At 36.6% G+C, this 12,427-nt stretch carries 9 protein-coding genes; 5 read left to right on the top strand and 4 right to left on the bottom strand.

Translation table 11 applies throughout. The annotated features are described in order from the left end of the window. Positions 1-149: 149 nt before the first annotated feature. Positions 150-698, top strand: a complete 549-nt coding sequence (locus J2786_RS07820) for a DUF2867 domain-containing protein (RefSeq protein ID WP_052187062.1) — start codon at positions 150-152, stop codon at positions 696-698. Between the two features lie 60 nt (positions 699-758). On the opposite strand, the gene J2786_RS07815 is transcribed toward J2786_RS07820, so the two are convergent. From J2786_RS07815 to J2786_RS07800, 4 genes are all read right to left on the bottom strand, one after another. Beyond that, a complete protein-coding gene (locus J2786_RS07815; RefSeq protein ID WP_310024548.1) occupies positions 759-2,474 on the bottom strand; it encodes a hypothetical protein in 1,716 nt (571 codons plus the stop codon). Positions 2,475-2,590: 116 nt separating this feature from the next. Continuing rightward, the gene (locus tag J2786_RS07810; protein WP_047433412.1) at positions 2,591-2,788 is read right to left on the bottom strand and encodes a hypothetical protein; all 198 of its coding nucleotides are present in this window, start codon (positions 2,786-2,788) and stop codon (positions 2,591-2,593) included. Positions 2,789-2,895: 107 nt separating this feature from the next. Next, on the bottom strand, positions 2,896-3,627 hold the full coding sequence (locus J2786_RS07805) for a LytR/AlgR family response regulator transcription factor (RefSeq protein ID WP_142016729.1): 732 nt from the start codon (positions 3,625-3,627) through the stop codon (positions 2,896-2,898). After that, the gene (locus J2786_RS07800) at positions 3,617-6,523 is read right to left on the bottom strand and encodes a sensor histidine kinase (RefSeq protein ID WP_310024546.1); all 2,907 of its coding nucleotides are present in this window, start codon (positions 6,521-6,523) and stop codon (positions 3,617-3,619) included. Before J2786_RS07800 ends, J2786_RS07805 begins: the two co-directional genes overlap by 11 nt. A 140-nt stretch (positions 6,524-6,663) precedes the next feature. Here J2786_RS07800 and J2786_RS07795 point away from each other — a divergent pair, with 140 nt between their 5' ends. From J2786_RS07795 to J2786_RS07780, 4 genes are all read left to right on the top strand, one after another. After that, positions 6,664-8,550, top strand: a complete 1,887-nt coding sequence (locus tag J2786_RS07795; protein WP_047433409.1) for a DNA topoisomerase IV subunit B — start codon at positions 6,664-6,666, stop codon at positions 8,548-8,550. A gap of 105 nt (positions 8,551-8,655) precedes the next feature. Beyond that, entirely contained in the window at positions 8,656-9,153 is a 498-nt protein-coding gene (locus J2786_RS07790; RefSeq protein ID WP_047433408.1) for a hypothetical protein, read from the top strand. Next, positions 9,128-11,719, top strand: a complete 2,592-nt coding sequence (locus tag J2786_RS07785; protein WP_142016725.1) for a DNA gyrase/topoisomerase IV subunit A — start codon at positions 9,128-9,130, stop codon at positions 11,717-11,719. The genes J2786_RS07790 and J2786_RS07785 overlap by 26 nt, the downstream gene beginning before the upstream one ends. Positions 11,720-11,756: 37 nt before the next feature. Next, positions 11,757-12,398, top strand: a complete 642-nt coding sequence (locus J2786_RS07780) for a rhomboid family intramembrane serine protease (protein ID WP_047433406.1) — start codon at positions 11,757-11,759, stop codon at positions 12,396-12,398. Positions 12,399-12,427: the final 29 nt, after the last annotated feature.

The following is a 12,427-nucleotide window of genomic DNA, read 5'->3' as shown; positions in this document are numbered from 1 at the left end:
AAATAACAGGTTAATTCGAATGATAGAAAATTTTAAGATCAAATGATTGGTTTCAGGGTATATAAATATCTAAACATTTGTTTAAATTTTCTTTTAAATCAATGGAAAGATACTTACATTTGTTAGACAACAACCATAAAACAATGACAATGAGTATTAAGAAGACAGAATTTCCCGAAAAGTCTATTTTATCTCCGGCAAAAAAAGATTTCGATTATATTGATAGTTTTCAGGGAGAACTTACAGATGTTGCCGGAAATATTGATATCTCAGAAATTGGAAAAGCTTTTTTTACAAGCGGACCGAAATGGGGAAAGAAAATGTTTGCATTCAGAAATAAAGCAATGGGAGTATTCGGCTTGAAGACAGGTTCTGAAAACGAGAGACAACAAACAGAGAAGAATTTTGAGTGCGAAGTAGGAGAGCGTGTAGGACTTTTTAAGGTGTTTGGTAAAACCAGCAACGAAATTATTCTGGGAGAAGATGACAAACATCTGGATTTCAGGGTTTCTCTTTTGATTGACCATAATAAAAGAGAGAGCAGCCAGAATTCCCTTACCATATCCACTACGGTAAAATTTCATAACTGGTGGGGAGTTCTGTATTTTCTGCCAGTTCGGCCTTTCCATAAACTGATTGTACCAGCAATGCTTAAAAATATGATCGGGCAGCTGGAAAAAAAAATGTGCACAGCCTAAAATAATAAGATAAAATGACCATCCTCATAACAGGATGGTCATTATTTAAAAGGGATACACTTAGTAAGAGCTTAATAATACATCAATCTGTGCATTGCTTACTCCTGCGGGCCTGTTCGCCTTAAGCTGAACACCTAAACTGCTTAATCCATAACAATATTTGAGAAAGTTATTTTCAATATTTGCTAAGGTATAGCCGGTAACCTGGTCATTTACCGTTCCCATAGGTTGAGGACTGAATGACTGTCCCAACTCGTTGAAGTTATCAACTAAATTGATGAATAAGCTTGTATAGTCAGAACTTGTATTCAAACTCCAGAACTGATACCCGAACCGGTTAGGAAATACAGGAGGATTAGCCGGATTATAATTGGGAGTTCCATAATTCAAAATACCTCTTTCTCTGTATTCTATCCCTGTTACAAACCATTCTACAGCACATGGCCAGCTTTCCTGAAGCATAGAGTTAACCTGTGAATACTGAACTAATCCGGTGTTCATTTTGATCACATGAGATGTGTGGGCAAGTTCATGTACAGTAGTTGAGAAATAGTCATCAGAGTTGTATTCTGTAGTTGAACCAGGTTGGAATCTTGCTATTTTCAGGTAGGGAAAAGCAACATAATTAATTCCCTGCCAATCTTTAGCTGTATTCTTAGCTATAATGTGTGAACGGTTTCCACTTGGTCTGACAGGTCTTTGTAGACCCCCAATGTCTTTGTAAAAATAGCGGTAGGCTGCTCTGAACATATGGCCCTGCATGTTTTCATATCCAGGCATGATGTCATGGCTCCAATGGTTACTTTTAATATTATTTCGTACAACATTGGAAGGCCTTACCATATTATCCTTTATGACAAAGTGCTTTCTATCCATATGCAGTTTAAAATCTACATTTCTGTTGTTGGGAAAAGGGGTGCCGCTCAATCCGTACTGGCCGTTTGCATTGGTGATGCCTTCTCTGGTTCTCAAACTCCTTTTGGCGGTAACTTTGGCGCCTTCAAAAGGGATCAGTGTATTTAATCTTGTATCGAAGATCCGGATGGTACCATATATTGGGGCACCACCTCCACCGCCTCCAGGATTAGGGTTTGGATTGGGATACCATTGCCCGGGTTCTCCTATATTATCCCATGGCTTATAGTCACTTGGCTCCCAAGGTGTGAAGCCGGATAGATTTTCTGCCCTGTGGACCAGGCTATAGACGAATTTATAATTCATATTGCCCGTGCCTAAAAGTTCGATATCCTCCTCGGGAAGATACACTTCCTGAAGAATTTCATAGCTAACCCCGGCAGGTAAGGGAGTCTCGTTCTTTACAGTTGCGTATTGAGGTGTAGGCTGATCAGCGGGAACATCGGGATCATGATAGAATTTACCGACGACCAATACTTCTCTGTCCAGCGGATAATCATAAAGAATAAGGCTGGATTGCTGAAGTGCTTCCAGTTCATCCTCTGTGGTAGGATTGAATTTAATGTATTTGTGTGTAGAACGGATATTCACAGCAGTCAGTGATCTGTTGCCTTCTGCTTTGGGTTCAGCCAGTAATGATTTGTAGGCAGCCATCATGCTTTCAATCGTGTAAGGAACGGGGAGCTGTTCTCCTAATACCGTTGGTTCTCCTTCTTCAGCATATTTTGTTTCATCCTCTGAAGTGAGATTCCTGTTCATGAGTTGAGAATGGGAAGCTTCTGTGTTGTATTGTTCCATTGTATCGGAGCAGGATGCCGTTAAAAGGCAAGCCATGGCAATATAGAGGGTTATTTTTCTCATGTTTTTGATTTTTCAGTTTTTTTGCATTGTTTTCTGATCCGGTAATCATACTACCGGATGTTTTTCTTTAAAAAAATAACATTCCAATCTGCAGACTGGAATGTATCTTTAAATGGTTATTTAGGTTCAATCCATGGTAATCCATTCCATGGCATTGTGTAGATAAAAGGAATTCCTCCAATGGGTTGTGGATTGGGTGCAATGGGAGGCTGGGGCTGAGAAATAGCTCCAGGGCTGCTTGGGGTAATAAAACCTGTTCCTCCGATAATGGAGTTCATTTGATTTCTCTCGAGTACTTTTCTGGTGATTTTCATGATAATTTTTTTTGTTTAACATGACGAAAATAGAAAAGAGGCGTAATACAAAACAGGAACAATTAGTATGTGTGGAGGATGAGCAAGCAAGTGCGCAGGAAATGCTTTTATTCCGTTTTTCCTATTGTAGAAAGAAAATCATTTTTTTTACGGTACGATACATCCAGAACAGATTCATCGCTCATTACTACCTGTCCGCCTCTCCCTTTAATGTATTCCTGCAGGTGATCAATATTGATAAGATGCTTATGATGTATCCTGAAAAAGTTCTGTTCAAGAAGTATAGGTTCAAATTCATGAAGGGTTTTGGATACCATGATTTTAGTTTTATTGGTAAGATAAAAAGTTGTGTAGTTTGAATCCGCCTCGCATCGGATAATGGAGGATATATCCACGATTTTAAATCCCTGAAGAGTAGAAAGAATGATTCTGTTATCTTTTAAAAGAGTAGGTTGTGAAGGCTGCATTTTTTTAATCTGATCCAACGCTTTATTGACGGCAATAATGAAATCCAATTTTTTTATAGGCTTTAAAAGATAATCTGTAGCCCCATTTTTAATCGCCTGAATAGCAAAATTTTCGTAAGCAGTGATGAAAATAATCTGGGAATGAACTTCATTTAGCTTTGATAGTAAATCGAAAGTGGTTCCATCACCTAACTGAACATCCAGAAACAAAATGTCGGGAGAACTTTTGATAAGGTAAATATAAGCTTCTTCAACGGAGGAAGCCTGAAATTCTATGTTGATCTCGGGAAATTCATTTTCCATAAGTAATGCAATATAATCTCTTCCATCTTTTTCATCATCAACAATGCATGCCTGTATTTTATTTCTCATAAGGTTGTATATAAAGTTTGATTTGTGTTCCCTGCCGGTTATTTTCAGTAAGGGTGTTGATTTCTAAAAATATATTGGTATCAAAAAGCTGTTTAAAAGTTTCAATCCTTTTATGAGAAAGTTTTACCCCAAAGGAGTTATCTTTTTTCAAAGTTTCCTTACTGGAGATTCCTATGCCATTATCTTCAATGGTAATACATAAAGAGACATTAGTATATTCAAAGCTGATGGTAATTTCTCCTTTTCTGTCTTTTAATCCTGAAATACCATGTTTAATGGCATTTTCTACGAAAGGCTGTATCAGTAAAGAAGGAATTGTCCAGTTTTGATCCACGTGTTCAGAAATGCTGATTTTATAATCAAAAAGATCTTTTACACGGAGCTTTTCCATATCAAGATACAACGTGAGATATTCCACTTCATCTTTAATAGACATGAAGGTCTTTTCTGAATAATAAAGTGTTTTTCGTATCATTTTGGCGAAAATGTCCAGGTAGTTTTCTGTTTCACGGTAATCTTTTTTATACAATAAAAACTGAATGGAGTTCAGGCAGTTGTAAATAAAATGAGGGTTGATCTGAGCTTTAATGGCCTGGAGTTCAAGTTCGGCAATCTTCTTTTCATATTCCATTTTTTCCAGCTTCTTATTCCGTTTTTTATGCAGATAAGAAAAGATAACCATCAACAGAACTCCGATAACGAAAATGGCTACTATCAGCCTGAACCACCATGTCTGCCAGAACAGAGGTTTTATATCAAAGGTGATGTCTGAAGAGGTGTAAGATTGTTTTCCGTTATATCCTAAACCGTAAACCCGGAAGGTATATTTGCCTGGCGGAATAGAGTTGAAGATGATTTTAGAAGAATTATTGATCTGCCATGAATTATTAAGGCCTTCCAGCTTATATTTATAGCTTATTTTTCCCAATGAACTATAATCAAGAAAGCTCAGATTAAAAATAACCGTATTGTGGGGGTAGGCAGTCAGACTTTTCTGTAGGTCATAATGCTCATTATTTTCAATGGATACCGAGTTAATGATTACTTTTTTATGAATGAATTTTTCCTGAGTCAGTAGTTTTTTGATGGAAAATATTCCAAGTCCTTTAGAGGTTCCAATGAAGATGGTGTCATTTTTTATTACGCAACCGGCTACTGCATCAGAAGGCAGTCCGTCTGTCTGGGTGAAGTTATTGATATGTTGATCCTTTCCTGCCAGTTCGATTCTGGATATCCCTGAATTGGTGCTGGCCCAGAAGGTATTTTTATTTTCTACCTCTATTTTTTTTACCTGGTCATTGATTAATCCATTATTCTTTCCGATTTTTTTTATAATTCCTTTGGCATTAAAAATAATAACCCCATAAAGGTTGGTAGATCCCAAATATGTATCATCATCTAATTTTTTGATATCCGTAAAATAGTATCCCTTTAAAAATAAAGTTTTTTTCCGGGTTCTGACATTATATTTGTACAGATCACTGAAGCTGCCGATAAACAGATTCTCCCTGTCATAAGGGAAAACCGTGTATACACGCTCCTGAAATAGTGTGGTTATTTTTTTACTTTTTAAACTGTAGGTCAGTAAACCGCCTGAAGTACAGAAAAACAGGGAATCAGGGGTGTAAGAGACGATATTTTTGAGCGAACAGTATATTTTTTTAGAAGTGTTATTGGCCATATCATGAACAATAACCTTACCTGATAAACCGAAAATAGAAATAGAACCTTTTAAATAAACCGCAATATTTTCATCTTTATCTCCTTCGTCAAGGGTAATATTCTGTATTTTATTGTATTTGCTGATAAGAGCGCCGGCAGAATGATTGTAGCCGAGAAGAATATTTCCGTTATCTTTTGCAATGGCTTTTATATACTCAGAATTACTTTGTACAGGCAAATTGATATGATTGGCGAAAAGAGACTTTGAAATAAAAAACACACCATTATTCCGCGAATTGAACCATACATTGTCATCCTTGTCTACCAGAACATTATTGATCACATACCGATCCAGTATTTTGATAGGAGTATCAAGGGCTTTCTTCTTTTCAGTCAGGGATTGATTGAAATATAAAACCCCTCCATTACTTATATTCAGCCACAGTTTGTTGTTTTTATCAATAAGTCCGTAGAAAACATTTTCTTGTGTACCACAATTATAAGACCGGATCTTTTTTAGACCTTCAGGAGCAGAGAGTTGATAAATTTCAATTGTATTTTTATGTAAGAACACAAACAGATCATCTTTTTCACAGATCATATTTCCAATACCTCCTTTCAAATGTTGTTTTTTTCCGGTAATGATATTGTAGACAAGTATTTCTCCCTGATGAGGATCATGTAAATAAAGATTGTAAGTGTGGGGTTCAAACCTGAGCGTTGCAAAAGATCTTTTCTCATACTCTAATGGAACCGGAATCTTTTTAACTTTTCCATTTTCGTAGGTGAAAATATTCTGAGGATTGAAATTTCCATAAAAATAAAGTCGGTTTCCGTCACGGGTAACCTTCGGAATTGAGCTGGAAAACTGGTTTTTTACATAATCATTAATGTTCAGATTGATAACGCAGCCGTTTTTTAAGTAAGCAAAATCATTCAGAAAGGGAAGGATGAATACCTCACCATTGGGCAAAGGCTCACAGGATATGATATCAATATTCTTTAAACCTTCTTTCTTACCGTATTGTTTAAATTCTTTTCCATCAAACCTGAATAAGCCATTATCACTGCCTATCCAGATAAAGCCATTTTTATCTTGTCTCAGATGATAGGTATAGGAGCAGTTTAATCCTTCCTCATCACTATAGTTCACCATCCCGGGGATCTGTGAAGAAAATAATGTGGAAAAGAATAAAACTATAGATAATGTGAGGAAAGTAAATAAATTTTTCACACGATATTGATAATTTCGTAAATATATAATTTGATTAATAATAATACAATGATTACAGCAGAATATTGAAAAAAACAAGTTGAAAAAATTCGGATAATTTTAGACAATTTTGTACTTTTGTATGTTTGCTGAAATCATATATGTCACAAGAAATAAACCCAACCTACTCCGAAGATAATATCAGAACCCTTGATTGGCAGGAACACATCCGTCTGCGCCCCGGTATGTACATCGGGAAGCTCGGTGACGGTTCTTCCGCTGATGATGGTATTTATATCCTGTTAAAAGAAATCCTTGACAACTCTATTGATGAGTTCAGAATGAGATCAGGGAAAAGAATTGAAATAAAACTGGATGATGGCAAAGTTACCATCCGTGACTTTGGACGTGGAATTCCGCTAGGGAAAGTGGTAGACGCTGTTTCCAAAATGAATACCGGAGGTAAGTACGACAGTAAAGCGTTTAAAAAATCGGTAGGATTGAACGGTGTTGGTACCAAAGCGGTAAATGCCCTTTCAGATTATTTCAGAGTTCGTTCTTTTCGTGACGGAAAAATGAAAGTTGCTGAATTCTCCCGCGGAATGATCACTGAAAACTTTGATGAGAAAGAAACTTCGGACAGAAACGGTACTGAAATTTCTTTTATTCCTGATGGAGAAATCTTCCTGCATTTCAAATACAGAAAAGAGTATATCGAAAGAATGCTCCGCAACTATGCTTACCTGAATCCTGGACTTAAGATTCTCTTCAACGGAGAAACCTATTATTCTGAAAACGGTCTTAAAGACTTATTGGAAGAAGAACTGGAAAGTGATATCCTTTATCCTATTGTCCATTTAAAGGATGATGATATTGAGGTAGCCATTACCCATTCTGACAAATCACAGACAGAAACCTATTTCTCATTCGTGAACGGACAGAATACAACGCAGGGAGGAACACACCTGAATGCATTCCGTGAAGCGTATGTGAAAACAGTTCGTGAGTTTTTCAATAAAAGTTTTGATGCTTCCGATATCAGAAAGTCTATCATTGCAGCAATCTCAATCAACGTAGAAGAACCGGTTTTTGAATCCCAGACCAAAACAAAACTAGGATCCAATGACATGGGACCGAACGGACCTACCGTAAGAACATTCATTATTGATTTCCTAAAGAGTAAACTGGATAATTTCTTACACAAAAATCCGGAAATAGCAGAAGCAATTCAGAGAAAAATCTTAATTTCCGAAAGAGAAAGAAAAGAACTTTCAGGAATTCAGAAGCTGGCCAGAGAAAGAGCAAAAAAAGTATCTCTTCACAATAAAAAACTTCGTGACTGCAGACAACATTATAACGATCAGAAAGCCGAAAGGAAAGGAGATACTCAGATCTTTATTACCGAAGGAGATTCCGCATCCGGATCCATCACAAAATCCAGAGATGTAGAAACGCAGGCCGTATTTTCACTGAAGGGTAAACCACTGAACTGTTATGGGCTTACCAAGAAAGTGGTATATGAAAATGAAGAATTCAACCTACTTCAGGCAGCTTTAAATATTGAGGAAAGTCTGGAAGACCTGAGATACAATCAGGTAATTATTGCAACCGATGCCGATGTTGACGGGATGCATATCCGTTTGCTGATGATTACTTTCTTCCTGCAGTTCTTCCCGGATCTGATTAAAAACGGACATCTTTATATCCTTCAGACTCCGTTATTCAGAGTAAGGAATAAAAAAGAAACACGATATTGCTATACGGAAACAGAAAGAATAAAAGCATTAAACGAACTGGGGAAAAATCCTGAAATCACCCGATTTAAAGGATTAGGAGAAATTTCTCCGGATGAATTTAAGCACTTTATTGGCAAAGATATCCGCTTAGAACCTGTAGTAGTGGGGAAAGACCAGACGATTGATCAGCTTCTGGAATTTTATATGGGGAAAAATACGCCGGACAGACAGACCTTCATTCTTGAAAATCTCGTGGTAGAAGATGATACGGATATTGATAAAAAAGAACTCCTGGATGAAGTAGAAAATTAAATAAACTACAACTTAAAAAAACTGGTGTAAAGCCATTGCAGACTGAAAAAAGCACAACTTTGGATGAAGTAGGAATTATAGTACTTACACAGCCAAAAAAATAAAATGAGACTAAGTAACCGTAATAAAGTATCAATTTATAATTCTTTATGCACATTGCTTTTGATGACCACAGTATTTTGTGTAATCGCATTTGTTGCTAATGAGTATAGGTTTAATGCAATGGGTAAAGAAAGTTATTTATTGATTATTGTTCCCGCTTTACTGCTGATTATCTTTTACATCAGCGGAAGGCAGATCTTTGAATATGACAGTGATGGAGAAGCTTTGAATTTTAAAAACAGGAATATTATTCCATTTTTAGATAAACCTCTTCACGACGAATTTCCAAAATACAAACTGATAAAATATGATGTGGTAAGCATTCTCTTTTTTAAAAGATTATACATTACCGTTTCCAGTAAGAATAATGGTTCTACTATCCTGAAGTACCAGATCTCTTATTTGAACAGAAAACAAGTAAACGATTTAAAACTCTCTCTAAACAAGGTAGTGAAAGCTAATAAAGATAAAATAAATGACGACAGAAGAATATTCGCATGAGGGTGAAAGCTTAAAAAAAGTTTCCGGGCTGTACAAAGACTGGTTTCTTGATTATGCTTCCTATGTAATTCTGGATAGAGCTATCCCTTCGATATATGACGGTTTAAAACCCGTTCAACGAAGAATTATGCACTCCATGCGGGAGCTGGAAGACGGCCGTTACAATAAAGTGGCCAATATCGTGGGAAATACCATGAAATATCACCCACACGGTGATGCTTCCATTACAGATGCCATGGTGCAGATCGGGCAGAAAGAACTGTTAATAGATACCCAGGGAAACTGGGGTAACATTTATACAGGAGACTCTGCAGCTGCCGCAAGATATATTGAAGCAAGACTGACACCCTTTGCCCTGGAAGTAGTCTTTAATCCTAAAACTACAGATTGGACCAAGTCTTATGACGGAAGAAATAATGAGCCTATTGATTTACCAGTAAAATTCCCGCTGCTTCTTGCACAGGGAGTAGAAGGTATTGGAGTAGGACTTTCTACCAAAATACTTCCTCATAACTTTAATGAACTTATTAACGCATCCGTAGCCTATTTAAAAGGTAAGAAATTTGAATTATATCCGGACTTTTTAACCGCCGGTTATCTTGACGTTTCCGAATATAATGACGGCCACAGAGGTGGAAAAGTAAGAGCAAGAGCTAAAATTACCCAAACCGATAAGCATACATTAGTAATTTCTGAACTTCCTTACTCCAAAACAACAACGGATCTTATTGACTCTATTCTAAAAGCCAATGAGAAAGGAAAGATCAAAATCAAAAAAATTGAGGACAATACTTCAGATAAAGTAGAAATCCTTATCCATATTCATAATGATGTTTCACCGGATAAGACCATTGATGCGCTGTATGCATTTACAGACTGTCAGGTAACAATCTCTCCGAATGCCTGCGTGATTGTAGGAGATAAGCCAATGTTTCTGAATGTATCCGATATTCTGAAAACAAATACAGATCATACGGTTTCATTACTGAAGAAAGAATTGGAAATAGAACTTCATGAACTTCAGGAAAGCTGGCATTTCTCTTCATTGGAAAGAATTTTTATCGAAAACAGGATTTATCACGATATTGAAGAGGTGAAAACCTGGGAAGATGTATTGAAAACCATTGACGCAGGATTAAAACCTCATACCAAACATCTTTTAAGAGCTGTTACAGAAGAGGATATCTTAAAACTGACAGAGATCAGAATCAAGAGAATTTCAAGATTCGATTTAGATAAATTTAAAGAAAATATTGCATCGCTGGAAGGCAAAATAGAACAGGTGAAATACAACCTGGCAAACCTGATCGCTTATGCTATCGATTACTATTTAAATATTCAGAAAAAATACGGTAAAGACAAACAAAGAAAGACTGAACTTAGAATCTTTGATACCATTGATGCTACAAAAGTAGCCGTAGCCAACGAAAAATTCTATGCAAATTTCGAGGAAGGCTTCATTGGAACATCTCTGAAGAAAGATCAGTATCTGTTTGACTGTTCTGATATTGATGATATTATCACATTCAGAAAAGACGGAAGTATGAAGGTCGTAAAAGTGGAAGCAAAAACCTTCATTGGAAAAGATATTCTTCACGTTGCGATATGGAAGAAAAATGATAAGAGAACTGTCTATAATATGATTTATCGTGAAGGCAGGGAAGGACCTTATTATATGAAACGTTTTTCTGTAACCGGAGTTACCCGAAATACAGATTATCCACTCGCTTCAGATAAAAAAGGTTCTGAAACACTCTATTTCTCGGCCAATCCTAATGGAGAAGCGGAAACTGTAACCGTGCTTTTGAAACCAAATCCTAGAATCAGAAAGAACAAAATGGAGATTAACTTCTCTGATCTCGCTATCAAAGGACGTGATTCCAAAGGAAATCTGGTCACTAAATATGCGGTAAAGAAAGTAGATATGAAAGAGGAAGGAGTATCTACTCTGGCACCTAGAAAAATCTGGTTTGATGATACCGTAAGAAGATTGAATGCTGATGCAAGAGGTACATTATTGGGAAGTTTTAAAGGGGATGATAAAATTTTGACCATCAACACAAACGGTGAGGTAAAACTGATATCCTTTGATTTGGGTAACCGTTTTGATGATGAATATCTGGTGTTGGAAAAATGGAGACCTGCCCAACCTATTACCTGTATCTATTACGACGGAGAAAAAGATATTTATTTCATAAAGAGGTTCTTACTGGAAAATACAACCAATGTACAGACTTTTATGCCTTCTGACCACCCGAAATCATTCATCGAAAATGTAATTGTTGCCAACGATGTTACCGCAGAAATTATTTTTGCAAAAGATAAAGGAAAAGAACGTGAGCCGGAAACGGTAAATATTGATGAATTCATAGCGGTAAAAGGAATAAAAGCCATTGGAAACCAGTTTACGAAATTCAAAGTAAAAGCCATCAATATCACCATTCCTGAACCCGTAGAAGAAGAGCCTGAAGTATATGAAGATCCTGAACCTACAGGAGATATGGATGAAGACGGCGGAATGATTGGAGACCTGTTCCAGGATGACAGCAATAATGAAAATGAATAGATCTGAGATCTGTTCAGATATAAAATAAACAAATACAATGGATATAGTTGTTATCATTATCATTGCAGCCACTTGTATCTTTAGTTACATGGGGTTCAATAATACAGCATTATTTGAAAAATATAAATTCAATGTCGGAGCGATTGCGAATCGTAAAGAATATGTAAGGCTCATCAGTTCTGCATTTTTGCATGCAGACTTTATGCACTTGTTTTTTAATATGCTTTCCCTGTATTTTTTCCAGGGAGTCGTTATTAGTTTCTTTGGAGAACTAGGATTTCTGATTCTTTATTTCGGATCTATGATCCTGGGGAATTTATTCAGTCTGCAGATTTATAAAAATCAGCCCTGGTATTCTGCAATTGGAGCATCAGGTGCGGTTTCCGGAATTATTTTTGCTTCCATTGCCATGGCTCCGAATGAAATCAGTGTCAACTTCTTACCAGGATGGTTATTTGGAACGCTGTATTTCGGATACTCAGTGTATATGATGCTGAATCCAAAGCAGTGGGATAATCTGGGGCATGCCGCTCACCTCGGAGGAGCATTTTTCGGGTTGGTTTACTCTATTGTAATGCATCCGCAGCTGGCTATGAGTAATATTCTTTTCTTAGGAATCATGTCTCTTCCGTTAATCTATTTGGGATATGAAATTTTTGTACGGAAACGAATAGGATAAAAGACTATTTTTAATCAAATATCAAAACC

The organism is Chryseobacterium vietnamense, assembly GCF_031454475.1.
Taxonomy (GTDB): Bacteria; Bacteroidota; Bacteroidia; order Flavobacteriales; family Weeksellaceae; genus Chryseobacterium; species Chryseobacterium vietnamense.
Note: the sequence above shows the minus strand (reverse complement) of the source record. Positions and strands in the feature narration are given on the sequence as shown.

What these genes read in the sequence shown, in the direction of transcription:
- J2786_RS07820 (WP_052187062.1), top strand. Translation starts at nt 150, where the DNA reads ATGAGTATTAAGAAGACAGAATTTCCCGAAAAGTCTATTTTATCTCCG.
- J2786_RS07815 (WP_310024548.1), bottom strand. Translation starts at nt 2,474, where the DNA reads ATGAGAAAAATAACCCTCTATATTGCCATGGCTTGCCTTTTAACGGCA.
- J2786_RS07810 (WP_047433412.1), bottom strand. Translation starts at nt 2,788, where the DNA reads ATGAAAATCACCAGAAAAGTACTCGAGAGAAATCAAATGAACTCCATT.
- J2786_RS07805 (WP_142016729.1), bottom strand. Translation starts at nt 3,627, where the DNA reads ATGAGAAATAAAATACAGGCATGCATTGTTGATGATGAAAAAGATGGA.
- J2786_RS07795 (WP_047433409.1), top strand. Translation starts at nt 6,664, where the DNA reads ATGTCACAAGAAATAAACCCAACCTACTCCGAAGATAATATCAGAACC.
- J2786_RS07790 (WP_047433408.1), top strand. Translation starts at nt 8,656, where the DNA reads ATGAGACTAAGTAACCGTAATAAAGTATCAATTTATAATTCTTTATGC.
- J2786_RS07785 (WP_142016725.1), top strand. Translation starts at nt 9,128, where the DNA reads ATGACGACAGAAGAATATTCGCATGAGGGTGAAAGCTTAAAAAAAGTT.
- J2786_RS07780 (WP_047433406.1), top strand. Translation starts at nt 11,757, where the DNA reads ATGGATATAGTTGTTATCATTATCATTGCAGCCACTTGTATCTTTAGT.